This window comes from Chryseobacterium sp. L12, assembly GCF_056133985.1.
The window spans coordinates 121365-137711 of record NZ_JBVYOF010000019.1; the positions used below are offsets into that span (position 1 = coordinate 121365).

17 protein-coding genes are annotated in these 16347 nt (G+C 36.1%); 10 read left to right on the plus strand and 7 right to left on the minus strand.

Features of this window, described 5'->3' with window-relative positions; all coding sequences use genetic code 11:
* Positions 1-20: 20 nt before the first annotated feature.
* Both AC0NBN_RS12365 and AC0NBN_RS12370 read right to left on the minus strand, forming a co-directional pair.
* Positions 21-275, minus strand: a complete 255-nt coding sequence (locus AC0NBN_RS12365) for a hypothetical protein (protein ID WP_160813346.1) — start codon at positions 273-275, stop codon at positions 21-23.
* A 142-nt stretch (positions 276-417) separates the two neighbouring features.
* Positions 418-807: a hypothetical protein gene (locus AC0NBN_RS12370; protein ID WP_160813347.1), complete on the minus strand. Its 390-nt coding sequence runs from the start codon at positions 805-807 to the stop codon at positions 418-420.
* Positions 808-1055: 248 nt separating this feature from the next.
* Here AC0NBN_RS12370 and mfd point away from each other — a divergent pair, with 248 nt between their 5' ends.
* From mfd to pth, 4 genes are all read left to right on the plus strand, one after another.
* On the plus strand, positions 1056-4418 hold the full coding sequence (gene mfd, locus AC0NBN_RS12375; RefSeq protein WP_160813348.1) for a transcription-repair coupling factor: 3363 nt from the start codon (positions 1056-1058) through the stop codon (positions 4416-4418).
* Positions 4419-4531: 113 nt separating this feature from the next.
* The gene (locus tag AC0NBN_RS12380) at positions 4532-5422 is read left to right on the plus strand and encodes a hypothetical protein (protein WP_160813349.1); all 891 of its coding nucleotides are present in this window, start codon (positions 4532-4534) and stop codon (positions 5420-5422) included.
* 100 nt (positions 5423-5522) lie between these two features.
* The gene (locus AC0NBN_RS12385) at positions 5523-6443 is read left to right on the plus strand and encodes a hypothetical protein (protein ID WP_143885534.1); all 921 of its coding nucleotides are present in this window, start codon (positions 5523-5525) and stop codon (positions 6441-6443) included.
* A gap of 87 nt (positions 6444-6530) precedes the next feature.
* Positions 6531-7094 (plus strand): aminoacyl-tRNA hydrolase, encoded by a 564-nt coding sequence (pth, locus tag AC0NBN_RS12390; RefSeq protein ID WP_160813350.1) that lies wholly within the window; start codon positions 6531-6533, stop codon positions 7092-7094.
* 85 nt (positions 7095-7179) lie between these two features.
* On the opposite strand, the gene AC0NBN_RS12395 is transcribed toward pth, so the two are convergent.
* The 5 genes from AC0NBN_RS12395 to AC0NBN_RS12415 form a co-directional block, all read right to left on the minus strand.
* The gene (locus tag AC0NBN_RS12395; protein ID WP_160813351.1) at positions 7180-8766 is read right to left on the minus strand and encodes a SulP family inorganic anion transporter; all 1587 of its coding nucleotides are present in this window, start codon (positions 8764-8766) and stop codon (positions 7180-7182) included.
* 104 nt (positions 8767-8870) lie between these two features.
* Positions 8871-9143, minus strand: a complete 273-nt coding sequence (locus AC0NBN_RS12400; protein WP_143885537.1) for a hypothetical protein — start codon at positions 9141-9143, stop codon at positions 8871-8873.
* Between the two features lie 39 nt (positions 9144-9182).
* Positions 9183-9866 (minus strand): carbonic anhydrase, encoded by a 684-nt coding sequence (locus AC0NBN_RS12405; protein ID WP_143885538.1) that lies wholly within the window; start codon positions 9864-9866, stop codon positions 9183-9185.
* A 97-nt stretch (positions 9867-9963) separates the two neighbouring features.
* On the minus strand, positions 9964-10518 hold the full coding sequence (locus AC0NBN_RS12410) for a serine acetyltransferase (protein ID WP_160813352.1): 555 nt from the start codon (positions 10516-10518) through the stop codon (positions 9964-9966).
* 111 nt (positions 10519-10629) lie between these two features.
* On the minus strand, positions 10630-11553 hold the full coding sequence (locus tag AC0NBN_RS12415) for a LysR family transcriptional regulator (protein WP_143885540.1): 924 nt from the start codon (positions 11551-11553) through the stop codon (positions 10630-10632).
* A 98-nt stretch (positions 11554-11651) separates the two neighbouring features.
* Between AC0NBN_RS12415 and AC0NBN_RS12420 the strand changes: the two genes are divergently transcribed.
* The 6 genes from AC0NBN_RS12420 to AC0NBN_RS12445 are packed head-to-tail and all read left to right on the plus strand — an operon-like array spanning position 11652 to position 16345.
* Positions 11652-13088 carry an NADP-dependent isocitrate dehydrogenase gene (locus tag AC0NBN_RS12420; protein WP_160813353.1) on the plus strand — a complete coding sequence of 479 codons (1437 nt, stop codon included), beginning with the start codon at positions 11652-11654 and terminating at the stop codon, positions 13086-13088.
* A 21-nt stretch (positions 13089-13109) separates the two neighbouring features.
* Positions 13110-13286: a hypothetical protein gene (locus tag AC0NBN_RS12425; protein ID WP_160813355.1), complete on the plus strand. Its 177-nt coding sequence runs from the start codon at positions 13110-13112 to the stop codon at positions 13284-13286.
* Positions 13279-13560 (plus strand): hypothetical protein, encoded by a 282-nt coding sequence (locus tag AC0NBN_RS12430; protein ID WP_160813356.1) that lies wholly within the window; start codon positions 13279-13281, stop codon positions 13558-13560. The genes AC0NBN_RS12425 and AC0NBN_RS12430 overlap by 8 nt, the downstream gene beginning before the upstream one ends.
* A gap of 2 nt (positions 13561-13562) precedes the next feature.
* Positions 13563-14399 carry a DUF6671 family protein gene (locus AC0NBN_RS12435; protein ID WP_160813358.1) on the plus strand — a complete coding sequence of 279 codons (837 nt, stop codon included), beginning with the start codon at positions 13563-13565 and terminating at the stop codon, positions 14397-14399.
* A gap of 10 nt (positions 14400-14409) precedes the next feature.
* Entirely contained in the window at positions 14410-15360 is a 951-nt protein-coding gene (locus AC0NBN_RS12440) for an L-threonylcarbamoyladenylate synthase (protein WP_160813359.1), read from the plus strand.
* 22 nt (positions 15361-15382) lie between these two features.
* Positions 15383-16345, plus strand: coding sequence for a sodium-dependent bicarbonate transport family permease (locus AC0NBN_RS12445; RefSeq protein ID WP_160813360.1), 963 nt, complete (start codon positions 15383-15385; stop codon positions 16343-16345).
* Positions 16346-16347 lie beyond the last annotated feature (2 nt).

The following is a 16347-nucleotide window of genomic DNA, read 5'->3' on the forward strand; positions in this document are numbered from 1 at the left end:
TGTTTGAATCAGCATTGGAATTATTTATTCACTTTATATCTTTTGTCCGGCGTTCCGTCCTTTTTCAGCTTTTGATTTTCCTTGTATCTTTTGTCTGGAGTTCCGTCTTTTTTAAGCTTTACCGGAGGTTTTGCAGATGGCGTTTCGGCTGCTTTCAAAGGTTTTACCTGCTTGGTTACAGTAGCTTTAGACGTTTTAGCGGCTGGTGCGGTCTGTTGTGCTGTAGCAAATCCCAATCCTATTACAAAGGATAGGGCAGTTAATAATTTTTTCATTAGTTTGAATTTTTAGTTAAAGTAAAATTAAATAAAAACTTAATATAAAAATTCTTTTTTCTAATAATAAATCCGAATTTTTCATAGAATAAAAAATCCGTTTCAATAGAAGCGGATTTTCTTAAGTTTATTTTTTAGTTTATTATCTGGCACAGTTGGCTCTCCATGTTTTACCATCGGCAGTGTAAAGCATCTTTAGTTCATTATTATCAATTCTTACATATACCAGAGCATTAGAATTAATCATAACTAAAGTGTTGTCTCCTTGTTTTTCAAACTCAAGACCGTTCAGATCAGGGATTCCGTTTGAAAACCTGAAGTTGTACTTAGTTCCGCTGGCAATTTTTGTTACGAATACTTCTCCGTTGTCTGTAGAGATATTGTTCTGATCGTCGGTATAGGAAATACTTCCTTTATACGTTCCTGCAAAAAAGTCATTGTCTGCGGGATCGTCATCACTTCTGCACGAGGTAATCGACGTTACTGCAAAAAGGAGAACAAATACTCCTAAAATTTTTAATACATTTTTCATAATACTTATTTTTTTGGTTTATGGAGTAACAATTTTCAAACATTGTGCCTAAGCTTGGTTTTGATTTATTTATTTAACTTTTTTTAGAATATTTTGGATTTATTTTAAGGTAAATAAAATTTTATGTTAAAATTCATCTTGTTGTAAGGATTGTTGGGATTACTTTAAAACAAAACTTACCTTTGTAGAGACATTTGTACGGTTTCGGAAAGCTCCCGAAATCGTTTTTGTCGTTTTACAGATTATTTATGCAGTTAAAAAATATCAGCGAAAAATTTTTGCCGGATTTATTGAAAAAAGAATTTGGAAAAGAAATTCTGCATTCTACGGACAATCATTCACATCTTTTGGTAAGGGGAAGTGCAGGTTCTTCGCCTTCGGTAATAGCAGCCGAAATTTTCCTTACAACAAATAAAACCGTGCTTTTTCTTCTTGACGAAAAAGAGGAAGCGTTGTATGCCAATACCGAAATGGAAGATTTGCTGGGCAATGAGAGTGTACTTTATTTTCCTGCCACTCATCTTGAGCCTTATCAGGTAGAGAAAACCCAGAATGCCAATCTGGTTCTTCGTACCGAAGTTCTTAATAAAATCAATTCTGATAAATCTCCGAAAATGATTGTGGCGTTTATGGGAGCTTTGTCTGAAAAAGTTCTTAAAAAAGAAGACTTTAAAGCCATTTCGCATCATATTAAAGTTGGCGATCAGCTTGATTTTGATTTTGTGGATGAACTTTTAAACCATTATCAGTTTCATCAGACAGATTTTGTATCTGAGCCGGGTGAGTTTTCTGTTCGTGGGGGAATTGTAGATGTTTTTTCTTATTCCAACGAAAAGCCTTATAGAATCACATTTTTCGGCAATGAAGTTGAAAATATTAAAACTTTCGACATAGAAACTCAGCTTTCGGTAGATAAAGTGAATGATTTTCAACTGGTTTCCAATATGAATTTTTCAGTTTCGGGAACGAAAGTTTCGCTGCTTGAAATTCTTCCGGAGGACACGATCATAGTTTCTAAAAATGCAGTGGTAGGTCTTCAGAAAATTAAGACATTTTATGAAAAATCGCTGGAAAAATATGAAAATCTAAACAAAGATATTGCTCACAGAGCACCGCAGGAACTTTTTATTTCTGATGAAGAATTCTTGTTTGATTACAAAAAGTTCAAAACCATAGATTTTAGCAGTGTCGGAATTGATGCTGTGAAATCTTCTGAAGTAAAACTCAATCAGATTACTCAGCCTTCTTTTCATAAAAATTTTGAAATGCTTATTGAAAATCTTCTTGAAAAGCAGGAAGAAGGGTATGATCTCTGGATTTCCTTTTCATCAGAAAAGCAAAAAGACAGACTCGAATCTATTTTTGAAGAATTGGGACATAAGGTTTCTTTCAAAAGTTTTAAATCTGAACTTCATGAAGGCTTTGTAGATCAGGATTATAAAATTCTAGTATACACAGATCACCAGATTTTTGACCGCTATCAAAGATACAAAGCGAAAAATGCTTTTGCCAAATCTGAACAGTTGACGCTGAAAGATTTAATGTCTTTAAAAATAGGAGATTATATTGCCCATATTGACCACGGAATTGGGAAATTTATGGGATTGGTGAAGGTGAATAATGATGGAAAAATTCAGGAATGTTTTAAACTGACTTATAAAAACGGAGATTTATTATACGTAAGCATTCATTCTTTGCATAAAATTTCGAAATACAACGGTCCCGACGGAAAAGAAGTTGTATTGAGTAAGCTGGGATCTCCTGCCTGGAAATCTTTAAAACAGAAAACAAAAGCTAAAGTAAAACAGATTGCTTTTGATTTGATTAAACTGTATGCAGAAAGGAAAACAGCAAAAGGTTTTGCATTCAGCCCGGATTCTTATCTTCAAAATGAGCTGGAAGCAAGTTTTGTATACGAAGATACCCCCGATCAGGAAAAGGCAACCATTGATGTGAAAAATGATATGGAAGATGATGGAGTGATGGATCGCTTGGTTTGTGGAGATGTAGGTTTTGGTAAAACTGAAGTTGCGATCCGTGCTGCTTTTAAAGCGGCAACAGACGGAAAGCAGGTTGCGGTTCTGGTTCCGACTACCATTCTTGCTTTTCAGCATTACAGAAGTTTCAAAGACAGATTAAAAGATTTTCCGGTTAATATATCGTACATGAACCGCTTCAGAACCGCAAAACAGAAGAGTGAAACGATTGAAGGTTTAAAAAACGGAAAAATAGATATTGTAATCGGAACGCACCAGCTGACTTCCGAGAAAGTAAAATTCAAAGATTTAGGATTGCTGATTATTGATGAGGAGCATAAATTTGGTGTTGCCGTAAAAGATAAACTCAAAACGCTGAAAAGCAATATAGATACCCTTACTCTGACCGCAACTCCGATCCCAAGAACATTGCAGTTTTCGTTGATGGCTGCAAGAGATTTGTCGGTGATAAAAACTCCGCCTCCCAACAGACAGCCTGTAGAAACCCAGATTGTCGGTTTTAATGAAGAACTGATCCGTGATGCGGTTTCATACGAATTACAGCGTGATGGACAGGTTTATTTTATCAACAACAGGGTAGAAAACCTAAAAGATATTGCAGGACTTATTCAAAGGTTGGTACCTGACGCAAGAGTAATTACAGGTCACGGTCAGATGGACGGAAAGCAGTTGGAACAGAATGTTCTGGACTTTATGGAAGGCAAATATGACGTACTGGTTTCTACCACCATTGTGGAAAGTGGGGTAGACGTTCCGAATGCGAATACCATTTTCATCAATGATGCGCAGCGTTTCGGAATGGCAGATCTTCACCAGATGAGAGGAAGGGTAGGACGAAGCAACAGAAAGGCTTTTTGCTATCTCATTACACCACCATTTGATATGATGACTTCTGATGCAAGGAAAAGACTGGAAGCTATTGAGCAGTTTTCGGATTTGGGAAGTGGTTTCCAGATTGCAATGAAAGATCTTGAAATTCGTGGAGCCGGAGATTTACTCGGTGGTGAACAGAGCGGATTTATCAATGAAATGGGTTTTGAAACGTATCAGAAGCTCATGCAGGAAGCTTTGGAAGAGCTTAAAGATGATAAAGATTTTGAAAATTTGTTTGAAAATGAAGAAGAACGGCAAAAATTATTCAAATCTGTAAAGGAAGTAAATATTGATACTGATTTAGAGTTGATGCTTACAGATTCTTACGTATCAAGCACCGAAGAAAGATTACAGCTTTACCAGAAACTGGCTGAAATTGATAACGAAAAAGACCTGCAAAAGTTTGAATCTGAACTGAAAGACCGCTTTGGAGAACTTCCTAAAGAAGCAGTTAATTTACTGAAAAGTGTCTCGCTAAAATGGCTTGCGGCAGATATTGGTTTTGAAAAAATTGTTATGAAAAACGGAATTTTCCTTGGTTATTTTCCCGGAAATCCGCAGGATAAGTTTTATCAGACGGATAAATTTCGTCACATTATTTCGTATCTCACTCAAAATCCTGCTCAGGCTCAACTCAAAGAGAAGGTGGCAAAAGAAGGAAATCAACTGATGATGCGAAAAGATAAAGTGAAAAATGTGGATGAAGTAAATGTATTGCTTCGATCTATTTTGGGGCAGTGATCATTATTTGTTTTATTAATGTTTAGTAGAGTTGTTTTTTTAGTGCGAAATTTTCAATTTATATCCTTTGGAATTGAAAAATAATTATATTTGTGCCAAAATAAATTAAAACCATGATTAAAAACTATTTCATTAAAGCTGTTGCAATTCTTGCGATGGGATTTGTATTTTCTTGCGATAACACGACGGAAGATCCCATCAACAACAATAAGAATAATCCTAACAGTCCCAATGGAGGCGGAAGTACTACAACAATAACAGGACCGAGGATTTTACATAAAATCACTGCAAACAACATCATTAATCAGGAGTATGTAACCAATGGGACAATACTTGAAAAAGCGATTTTTAAAGAAACAAGTGCGGCTAATTCTTATATAATAGGAAAAGTTACCTACACATCAGGGAAAATTACGAAAGTTAAGTTTGATCAGGAAGTTAATGGCTCCGTGCCTGCAAATAATATGTCGCAAGAATATAATATCACTTACGATGCTAGCGGGAAAATTAATTTCACGACCTGTTATAGAACGATAGGAGGTGTTCCTAATTTTGATAGTGAATATACCTATACATATGACGGAGCCGGCAAAATGACAAAAATTGTTGAAAAGAAAAAATCAGGAAATGCTTACTCATTCTTTTTCAATTATAATATCACATATACTGGCAGCAATATTTCAAAAATGATTATGGAAAATGGAATGACCAATTCTGCGGGAGTTCCGGATATGTCAACAGTGTTCACATCAACCTATAATTATAGTAGTTATGACAGTAAAATAAATCCGTACAATACGTTACCAAAAGAATTTTTTGTTGTTTGGAGTTTATATCATCCTTTTAATTTTTATTCTTTATCGGCAAATAACCTTACAGATTTCAGTATTGTTACACCTCCAGCTCCAGCAATTCCTGGAACGATCAACTATCTGTATGATTCTCAGAATTATCCGGTTTCTGATCAGTCACAGTCACAGAAATATATTTACAAAGCTTTGTAATTTATTTTTTATTGTATTTCTTGTGATAATATCTGTAAAAAGGTAATTTTTATACAAAAAAAAATTATATTTGTAGAAAATTATATAATCCCATTTAGAAATGAAAAAACTTTTCTATTTTGTTATACTAATAGCAGGTTTGTCTTCTATACACTCGTGTAAAGATTTGGTAAATGAAGAAGGGGATCCGCTTTTGGATCTGAATGATAATACGGGGCTTATCGGTCCAAGAGCTTTATCCAGAGAAGTTACCGATGTTGGTACTATTGCAGAATATCAGTACAGCGGTCTGCTTTTAACTAAAGTATTAACTGAAAAAGGCTCTGTAACCAATATCGAATGGAGCGGTGATAAAATAAGCAAAATTACTTATTATGGTTTTCTGGATTCTGATGGAGACGGTACTTTAGATACAGACAGTACGGCATATACCCAGCAATTTACTTATGGAAATTTGGGAAGGCTTACATTGATTTCAGAAAACAGAACAACTTACACAAAAGCTCCCGGAACTCCTCCACAGCCATGGGTAGTTTCAGCTAAAAGAAAAGCATTATATAATCTTACGTATAGCTCTACAACCGGAAAACTTGCTTCTATTGATATGAGAGACGGAGCAGACGCAGGAGGAAGCTCTTTTGTTTATACAGATTATTCTAAAGCTACTTTTACCTATTTAGGAGATAATGTATCTTATGTTCTAAAAGAAATTGGAGTACTCAACGGTAATACATTTGACCCTCCTACGCAGAGGTATGGCTTTGAATTTTCCAATTATGACTCCAAAATCAATGCTTATACATTGCTTCCTTTTGAGTACAAAGTTTCACATTTAATCTCTACAGAGATCAATGATGACAGAAGTATGATTTTGTCGCCCAACAATCCTAAAAGAGTATCGTTTACAAATTTAATGATGCCTATTCCTGATCCTATTATATTCTCAACAGATTACAGATATGATCCTCAGATGTATGTTACACAAGGTTTTTTAGTAAATTATTTTTACAAACCTCTGTAGATAATGTCATTAAAATATTTTAGCTCAATCCTTTTATGGGGTTGAGCTTTTTGTTTTATAAACCTTAATTTTGCAAAAAATAATTTCATGAAATATTTAATTGTAGGTCTTGGAAATAAAGGAACAGAATATGAAAATACCCGTCATAATATAGGTTTCAAAGTAGCTGAAAAAATTGCTGAGGATCTTGAGGTTTCTTTTAATACAACCAATTTTGGCTGGATGGCAGAAGGTAAATATAAAGGTAGAAAAGTTTTTGTTCTAAAGCCCGACACTTACATGAATCTCTCCGGAAATGCTGTAAAATACTGGATGCAGAAAGAAAATATTCCCTTAGAAAATGTAATGATCGTTACTGATGATCTTGCTTTGCCCTTTGGAACTTTGAGAATGAAAATGAAGGGTTCTGACGCAGGTCATAACGGACTGAAGAATATTCAGGAAGTTTTACAGACTCAAAATTATGCGAGACTTCGCTTTGGGATTTCGGCAGAGTTTTCAGAAGGGCGGCAGGTAGATTACGTTTTAGGAAGCTGGAATCAGGAAGAAAGTGAGAAGCTGCCAGAAAGAATTGAAAAGTCTGCAAAAGCCTGTCTTTCATTTGTTTTTGCAGGAATTAATAATACGATGTCTGCATTTAACGGAAAATAAAATCCGCCGTAAGCTTTGCTTGCGGCGGAAAGAATATGAATGCTAAATAAGTCGGTATTATAAAATAATCATCTGCTTTTAATGATTAGATTGTTCGTCTATGTGTTACTTTTACATGTGACTGCTGATCATTTGCGTAATCTTTGTATGAAGTTTTAAAGCCTTCCAAACGCACATCTATATTTTCTTCTACAGCTCTTACATTGGCAAAATCTTCTATCATTTCGATAATGTCATCAGAAATATAGGAGGTTTTGCTGGCATTAATAACTACTTTAGAATTAGATTCGATATTTTTAAGCGTTTTCTTTATGGCGGCTTTGTTTAAGAAAGAAACTTCTTCAGCAAGATCAATTTTCACCTCATCTGCATCTTCCAGCTGTTCTTTACTGAAGTAATAGGCTCTTTTCATATTTCCCTGCAATAGGTAGAATATAGAGAAGCCGATTCCTATAGCAACACCCTTTAGAAGATCTAATGCAACAACAGCGATTAATGTAGCAATAAATGGCAGAAACTGATACTTTCCTTTTTCCCAAAAATGTTTCAGTTTGGCAGGACTTGCAAGTTTATAACCTACGATTAACAATACTGCAGCCAATGTAGCCAAAGGAATTTTATTAAGCAGGAAAGGAATTGTAAGCACACAAATCAACATAAATACACCATGGATGATGGCAGAGCTTTTACTGGTTGCACCGGCATTGGCATTGGCAGAAGATCTTACGACAACTGATGTCATTGGTAATCCTCCAATGAATGAAGAGATCAGATTTCCTATTCCCTGAGCTTTTAACTCCAGATTGGTATCTGTAATTCTCTTGTGTACATCCATTCTGTCAGATGCTTCTATACAAAGCAGCGTTTCTATTGATGCTACAACAGCTATAGTTGCTCCTAAAATCCAGACTTTTACATCCAGAAATCCTTTAAAATCAGGGAAAGTAATTAATTTTTTAAAATCTTCCGTAGATTGAGGAACCGGTAGGTTTACCAGATGTTCTTTAGCGATTTCTAAAGAGGTGCCTTTAAAAACTTCATTCAGAACAATTCCTACCGCTACTGCCACCAAAGCACCGGGAAGCATTTTTATTCTTTTTAAAATATAAACTTTGTCCCAAGTGATAAGAATCGCAAGCGAAACCAAGGTTACAATTACCGCTCCTGTGGAAATTGCACTGGTTAGGTTGGTTAGATATTCCTGAAGATTAAAACCGTCAAAAATTCTTTGGTTACCTTCAAAATCTTTATCATAGCCCACAGAATGGGGAATTTGTTTCAAAATAATAATGACACCAATACCTGCAAGCATTCCTTCGATTACATTATTGGGGAAATAATTGGAAATACTGCCTGCTCTTAAAAAACCAAGAACCAGCTGTATAGCTCCTGCTATAATTCCGGCTGCCAAAAACAGCTCGAAACTTCCCAAATCAGTAATTCCTGCCAAAACAATTGCTGCGAGACCTGCAGCCGGACCAGAAACAGAAATATTAGAGTTACTTAAAAATCCGATAACAAGACCACCTACGATACCTGCAATAATCCCTGATAATGGTGGTGCTCCGGAAGCCAGCGCAATTCCCAAACACAAAGGAAGAGCTACCAGAAATACTACTAATCCGGATGGCAGATTTTGTTTTAAATCTGCAAAAAATGAAACTTTTTTCATTACTTAGTTTAATATAATAATTATAAAATGACAATACACTTATATGAAAAATATAAGCACACTGTATCAGGCAACTAATAATTTAATTGCTCTAAATATTAATGTTAAACTTCGGGAGGCGGTGAAAATATAGAGATAAAAGGGTTCAGATGTATAGAAACATCTCTTTGCTCGAATTTGTTTTTTTTATCTTCTATAGATTGTTTTACCAATATATAATCGCTGGATTTGTAAGGTTTAGGTGGGAATTTTTCATTAAAATTCGCAGTATTGGTTTTTACCTCTTCTTCGATTATATCATTGCTAAGTGTGGTAAGATTCCATTCAAATATTACGGATAAACTAGGCAGAACGATAAAGTTGACAAAAATTGCCAACGTTAAAATGCCTGTATATTTCAGTAATGTATTGATGACTTAATCTTTTAAATTGATGTTGTTTTTTCTGCTCATAACCCAGTCAGAATTGGTAAGGTCATATACTTTCTGAATGTCCTTTAATATTTTTTCAAAGTCAATGTTCAGATCAATGATTTTTCCTGTTTCCAGATCAAAAACCCATCCGTGTACAATGGGATATTGTTCGAGGATATATCTTTCCTGCACCACTGCCATTTTTACGACGTTTACGCATTGTTCTTGTACATTCAGCTCTATTAAGCGGTTGTATCTTTGATGTTCGTTTTCTATTGCATCCAGCTCAGCCTGATGTAATCTGTACACATCTCTGATGTTTCTTAGCCAAGGATTCATTAATCCGTAATCTTGTGGAGTCATTGCCGCTTTTACGCCACCGCATCCGTAATGTCCGCAAACAATAATGTGTTTTACTTTTAAGTGTTGCACAGCATACTGTATTACAGCGGTAGAACTCATATCCAGAGTGTTTACAACATTGGCAATGTTTCTGTGGACGAAAATTTCACCAGGACCAGCTCCCATTAGTTCTTCTGCTGTTACTCTGGAGTCACTGCATCCAATGTACAGATAATCAGGTGATTGACCGGCAGATAATTTCTTAAAAAAGTCGGCATCTTCGCCTAGCTTTTTGTCAATCCACGCTTTGTTGTTTTCAAAAATTTTGTTGTACTTTTGAGACATTTAGTTATTTTTTAAAATTTAAACGTATAAATATAATAAAATAAATTTAAACAAACCCTTTATAAATGCGTGGTTTCTGCTTTCAGCAAAAGGTTTGTTAAACTAAATGGTTGATATAGCCCTCTGTAGCATTTTCTTTTAAAATAATCTGTGCTGGATTTCCGATAACTAAAGAATTTGATGAAACGTCTGAGTTAACATAGGCATTTGGAGCAATAAGTACATTGTCTCCAATTTTTATTTTTCCTACAATTACTGCATTAGGACCAATCCAAACCTGATTGCCAATCTCAGGAACGCCTTCATTTTTTCCCCTGTTGGCCTGTGCGATGGTTACACCTTGTGCAATATTGCAGTTTTTGCCAATTTTTGTTTTGGGATTAACGACTACTGCTCCCCAATGTCCTAAATAAAAACCTTCTCCTATTTCAGTTTCAGGATAAATCTGAAAACCGTATTTAATCTGATAATGTCTTAACAAAAATCTCCAGAAAATACCTGGAATTGATTTTTTTGAATGTTTTTGACACTTTCTCAAAAGAAAGATATAATGCAGGTTTGGATTAATACATTTTATCAAAATATCTTTGCCGGAAAGCCATTTTCCGCTTTCCCTGTAGAAATCCTTCTGTATTGTAGTGTAATTTTTCATATTGTGCAGAGAATGAAGATTGATCAACTGATGTTGATTAATTTTAAACAAAAGTAATTAATTGTAACTAATCTATTTAATTTTTAAAAAATTGATTTTATGTCATAGAAATTAATACTTCTCATACCACCTAAATGTTTCGTGGGCAATAGTTTCTTTTTCTTTTTGCAGGAATTCTAAAAATGCTTCAGAAACCGGACTGTGTTTTTTCTCTCTAAGCCAGATCAGGCTCCAGTTGGTTTTGATAGGTAAACCTTTCATCGGGATAATTTGTAACTCTTTATTCCGCAGCTCGTTTCTGATTCCTATGAGCGGCATAATAGAAAACCCTAAACCTGCTAACAAAGCTTGTTTTACCGCTTCGTTGGAGGTAAGTTCCATTTTTTTAAGTACAGAAATATGGTTTTGGTTAATGAATTTTTCCATAGTTTGTCGGGTTCCCGAACCTTTTTCCCGAAAAATTAACGGCAAACTTTCAAAGAAATCTTTTACATTTTCCTGACTTTCCACGTTTTGCTGCGCATTTCCTACCAAAAAAAGTTTGTTTTGCAGTAAGTCTAATTTTTCGATACTTAAATTTTTGGGCAAGATAGAAACCAGCGCAAAATCCACTTCATTATTTTCCAGACTTTCTATTACTTTTTGTTTGTTGGTGACATCCATCTCAAGCTCAATTCCGGGATGTTGTTGCATAAACTGACTCAAAAAATAGGGCATCACATATTTTCCGGTAGACACTACAGAAATTTTTAATCTGCCTGTAAGTTGCCCTTTATAAGCCATCGTTTTATAATTAATGGCGTGTACCTGCTGAATAATTACTTCGGCTGCTTTGGCTATTTCTCTGCCAAAATCGGTAATGTAAATTTTTCTGCCAATGACTTCAGTAAGCGGAATATTAAACTGATCCTGAAAGTTTCTCAATTGTATCGAAACTGCAGGCTGCGTGAGATGAAGCTCTTCCGAAGCTTTTGTAACGCTCTGAGTCTGTACAATTTTCAGGAATATCTGCAATTGATTTAACGTGTAATTCATAAAATATGTTTATATAAAACATTACAAAAATAAATAAAAATTTATGAATTTCATTTCTCAAATTTGTCCACAGAAATAACAATCTAAAAAATTAGGCAATGAAAAGAATTACAGTAGCCAAAGGAGATGGTATAGGTCCGGAAATTATGGATGCAACCCTCAAAATTATTTTAGCAGCAGGAGCACAATTGGAAATTGATGAAATAGAAATTGGCGAGAAAGTATATCTGTCCGGAAATACTTCCGGAATTTCATCCGAAAGCTGGGACATTATCAGAAGAAATAAAATTTTTCTAAAAGCACCTATCACCACTCCTCAAGGTGGAGGATACAAAAGCTTGAATGTAACCACCCGAAAATTTTTAGGATTGTACGCCAACGTAAGACCTTGCACCAGTTTGCACCCTTTCGTAAGTACCAAACATCCGGTAATGGATATGGTTATTGTGAGAGAAAATGAAGAAGATTTGTATGCAGGAATAGAACATCAGCAGACCGATGAGGTAATACAGTGTCTGAAACTCATCAGCAGACCAGGCTGCGAAAAAATTGTAAGATATGCTTTTGAATATGCCAAACAGCAAAACCGTAAAAAAGTTACCTGCTTTAGCAAAGACAATATTATGAAACAAACCGACGGATTGTTTCACCAGGTGTTCAATGAAATTGCAAAAGAATATCCGGAAATAGAAAATGAACACTGGATTGTTGATATAGGTGCTGCAAAAGTGGCAGATACACCGGAAGATTTTGATGTGATTGTGATGCCGAATTTATACGGAGACATCATCAGCGATATAGCTGCACAAATTACGGGTTCTGTTGGTTTGGCAGGCTCTGCCAATATCGGAGAAGAATGTTCTATGTTCGAGGCTATTCACGGTTCTGCGCCTACCATTGCAGGACAAAACGTTGCTAATCCTTCAGGTTTATTGCAGGGAGCCGTGATGATGCTGAACCACATCGGACAAAACGAGGTGGCGGAAAAAGTACACAATGCGTGGCTGAAAACGCTGGAAGACGGTATTCATACCCAAGATATTTTCAGCGATGAAACCAGCAAACAAAAAGTAGGAACCCAAGCGTTTGCCGATGCCGTAATTGCTAATCTGGGACAAAAACCAGCCCAGCTAAAACCGGTGCATTATGCCAACAATACGGTAATGAATCTTCCAAAATACCAAAGAAAACCTTCGGCGAAAAAAGAATTGGCAGGAGTAGATGTTTTCGTGCATTGGAGCGGAACAGATCCTAACGAATTGGCAGAGAAAATGAAAAAAATTCAAACAGAAGGCATTCAACTTACAATGATTACCAACCGTGGTATTAAGGTGTGGCCCGATGGTTTTAAAGAAACTTTCTGTACCGATCATTGGAGATGTAGATTCAAACCTTCTGAAAATCAGGAAATTCAGAAAGAACATATCGTTCAAATATTGCAAAATGCCTTAGAACAGGAAGTGGATACAATCAAAACAGAGAATCTGTACAACTTTGATGGCAAACCAGGTTTCGCATTAGGTCAAGGGCAATAAGTAGTAAAAACATCACCCATTATGATTGCCAAAAGTTTAAGTATAGCTATTGCTCTAGGATTGATGACGGTGTTGCTGTTGTTGGGAATCTTCATAGAAAATACCATTTACAGCCACTTGTTTATTGTGCTGGCTATTGTTATCGGAGCAGATTGTATCCAAAAATTTTCACCTCAAAAAAAAGAAGACAATGAATAATTTAGAAAAACTAACCCTTATAGAAGGGAACTTTACCACAGAAGAAGCCAAAGAAATTTTGCAGAATATTTTTACCACCAAAATTAAATTTCACGATCATAAAAATTTCAGCAGCAGAGAGCGTTTCGGAAAGGATGACGAAACTGCGGTAAGCAGAATTCCGGAACTTAAAAAAGAATTGCAGCGGCTGAACGAAATTTTCACCTGGGCGCAGCAGCATCATAAAAGACTTCATTTATCCTCAGAAATTCATATTTCTTTTATTGAAGAATAAATATGTTTGAAGGAAGAACCCTGCTTATTGCCACCAAACATCAAAAAGAAAAGGTGATTGCCCCAATTTTTGAAAAAGAATTTGGGGTAAAATGTATTGTTTCGCAGCAGTTTGATACAGATGTTTTAGGAACTTTTACGGGGGAAGTAGAACGCGAAAACGATCCGCTTATCACGGTAAAAGAAAAATGCAGAGCAGCGATGAGTTTGGAAAAATGCGATTTGGCTATTGCAAGCGAAGGTTCTTTTGGGGCGCATCCCAGTGTGTTTTTTGCTTCGGCAGACGAAGAATTTCTGGTGTTGCTGGATGAAAAAAATAAGCTGGAAATTATAGCCCGAGAAATAAGTTTGGAAACCAATTTTGCAGGATCAGAAGTGGCAACAGAAAGGGAGTTATTGGAGTTTGCTGCCAAAGCAAGTTTTCCGCAGCACGGCTTAATTATTAGAAAAGAAGCGCAGGATGCTACGCATTTGGTAAAAGGAATTACAGATGAAACTAAGCTGCTCAATAGTTTTAAAGAATTTCAAAAACTATACGGAAAAGCATTTGTAGAAACCGATATGCGGGCAATGTACAATCCTACCAGAATGAGCGTAATTGAAAAAACTACGAAAAAATTGGTAGAAAAAATTAAATGCACCTGCCCCAATTGCCAAACACCCGGTTTTGATATTACCGAAGCCGTGAAAGGTTTGCTTTGCGCACAATGTGGTTTTCCTACCAGAAGCACGCTGAGTTACATTTATTCCTGTAAAAAGTGCGATTTTAAAAAAGAGGAAAAATATCCGCATCAAAAACAACTGGAAGATCCTATGTACTGCGATTTCTGCAATCCTTAATGAAGAAAAAATGATTACAAAAGATATTCAAAAAGCGATAGAAGCATTAGAAAATAATGAGTTGATAGCGCTGCCAACGGAAACGGTTTATGGTTTGGCAGGAAATGCTTACAACGAAACGGCCATTAAAAAAATTTTTGAGCTTAAAAAAAGACCGTTGTACAATCCGTTAATTGTGCATCTGCATTCGGTAGCACAGTTGAAAGAAGTAGCAAGGGAAATTCCGGAAAAAGCAAAAATTTTAGCCGAAAAATTTTGGCCGGGATCGCTCACTTTAGTGTTGAAAAAGCAAAATCATATTTCCGATTTGATAACGGCAGGAAAAGATACTGTGGCGGTAAGAATTCCGCAGCATTTAGTTGCATTGGCGTTATTGGAACAGTTAGATTTTCCTTTAGTAGCACCCAGTGCCAATCCTTTTGGAAGCATTAGTCCTACTTCTCCACAACACGTATGGAATTATTTTCAAGAAGAACTGCCCATCATTTTAGATGGCGGAAATTGTGCAAACGGAGTGGAATCTACCATCATCGGATTTCAGGGCGATGAAGCTGTTTTGTACCGGCACGGTTCGGTTTCGGTAGAAGAAATAGAGCAGGTGATTGGCAAAGTAGAAACCCTAACCCATAACGATACCACGCCCGATGCACCCGGAATGCTTTCAAAACATTATGCCCCCAAAACTCCTGCGGTACTTACGGAAAATATTGAAAACGAAATTCAGAAAAATTCAGGAAAAAGAATTGGTGCTTTAACATTTAAAAATCAAACGAAAACAGCAGTTGCCTATCAGGAAGTTCTTTCTGTAAAAGGAGATTTAAAAGAAGCCACCAAAAATTTGTATGCCGCTTTGCATCGGTTGGATGCAATGGATTTGGACGTCATTATTGCTGAACGCATACCAGATAACGGATTGGGCATTACATTAAATGACAGGCTCAGCCGCGCTGTGAAAAGATAAAAAATTAAGTAAAATTAAACGAATGGATTTTGATTTATTGATAGAAAATTTAACCAATCCTGCATTGTTGTTTTTTGTGTTGGGGGTAATAGCTGTGCTGGTAAAAAGCGATTTGGAAATACCGCCCAACTCTTCCAAGTTTATCTCTTTATACCTGCTTTTTGCTATTGGATTTAAAGGCGGACAGGAATTGTCGCACGAGCATTTTACGGCAGAAATCGGTTGGTCTATGCTTTTTGGAATAGCTTTATCGCTGGTTATTCCGTTGTACACATTTTTTATTTTAAAGAAGCGGCTGTCACTTTATGATGCAGGAGCTATTGCTGCAGCTTATGGCTCGGTAAGTGCCGTAACTTTTGTAACGGCTGCAAGTTATTTAGAAGCGCAGCAATTGACATTGCACGGTCATATGGTAGCCATTATGGCACTGATGGAATCTCCGGCAATTATAATGGGATTAGTGCTCATTTCGATTTTCGGGAAAGATCAGGGAAATGAAATCAAGAAAAGAACCGCTATTAAACACTCATTTACCAACGGAAGTGTGTTGCTTATTTTGGGAAGTTTGGCAATTGGCTTTTTAGCCGATGATAAACAGGCAGAAGGCATCAAACCTTTCACCAATGATTTATTCAAAGGGTTTTTAGCTATTTTTCTTTTGGATATGGGGGTTACCAGCGGCCGAAAGCTAAAATCTTTTTTCTCTTTCGGCTGGTTTCCTATTTTATTTGCAGCTATTATTCCATTGATAAACGGTTGTATTGTTGCGTGGATAAGTTCGTGGGTTACTCCTGATGTTTCTAGCCGTTTTATTTTTGCTATTCTTGCGGCAAGTGCATCTTATATCGCCGTACCTGCCGCTATGAAAATATCTGTACCAAAAGCCAATCCGGGATTATTTTTACCGATGGCATTGGCAGTTACTTTCCCTATGAATATAACAATCGGGATGCCTTTGTACTTTCTGGTGGTGCAAAATACTTAGAT

Coding starts and splice junctions, on each gene's coding strand:
- AC0NBN_RS12365 (WP_160813346.1), bottom strand. CDS start 275: ATGAAAAAATTATTAACTGCCCTATCCTTTGTAATAGGATTGGGATTT.
- AC0NBN_RS12370 (WP_160813347.1), bottom strand. CDS start 807: ATGAAAAATGTATTAAAAATTTTAGGAGTATTTGTTCTCCTTTTTGCA.
- mfd (WP_160813348.1), top strand. CDS start 1,056: ATGCAGTTAAAAAATATCAGCGAAAAATTTTTGCCGGATTTATTGAAA.
- AC0NBN_RS12380 (WP_160813349.1), top strand. CDS start 4,532: ATGATTAAAAACTATTTCATTAAAGCTGTTGCAATTCTTGCGATGGGA.
- AC0NBN_RS12385 (WP_143885534.1), top strand. CDS start 5,523: ATGAAAAAACTTTTCTATTTTGTTATACTAATAGCAGGTTTGTCTTCT.
- pth (WP_160813350.1), top strand. CDS start 6,531: ATGAAATATTTAATTGTAGGTCTTGGAAATAAAGGAACAGAATATGAA.
- AC0NBN_RS12395 (WP_160813351.1), bottom strand. CDS start 8,766: ATGAAAAAAGTTTCATTTTTTGCAGATTTAAAACAAAATCTGCCATCC.
- AC0NBN_RS12405 (WP_143885538.1), bottom strand. CDS start 9,866: ATGTCTCAAAAGTACAACAAAATTTTTGAAAACAACAAAGCGTGGATT.
- AC0NBN_RS12410 (WP_160813352.1), bottom strand. CDS start 10,518: ATGAAAAATTACACTACAATACAGAAGGATTTCTACAGGGAAAGCGGA.
- AC0NBN_RS12415 (WP_143885540.1), bottom strand. CDS start 11,553: ATGAATTACACGTTAAATCAATTGCAGATATTCCTGAAAATTGTACAG.
- AC0NBN_RS12420 (WP_160813353.1), top strand. CDS start 11,652: ATGAAAAGAATTACAGTAGCCAAAGGAGATGGTATAGGTCCGGAAATT.
- AC0NBN_RS12425 (WP_160813355.1), top strand. CDS start 13,110: ATGATTGCCAAAAGTTTAAGTATAGCTATTGCTCTAGGATTGATGACG.
- AC0NBN_RS12430 (WP_160813356.1), top strand. CDS start 13,279: ATGAATAATTTAGAAAAACTAACCCTTATAGAAGGGAACTTTACCACA.
- AC0NBN_RS12435 (WP_160813358.1), top strand. CDS start 13,563: ATGTTTGAAGGAAGAACCCTGCTTATTGCCACCAAACATCAAAAAGAA.
- AC0NBN_RS12440 (WP_160813359.1), top strand. CDS start 14,410: ATGATTACAAAAGATATTCAAAAAGCGATAGAAGCATTAGAAAATAAT.
- AC0NBN_RS12445 (WP_160813360.1), top strand. CDS start 15,383: ATGGATTTTGATTTATTGATAGAAAATTTAACCAATCCTGCATTGTTG.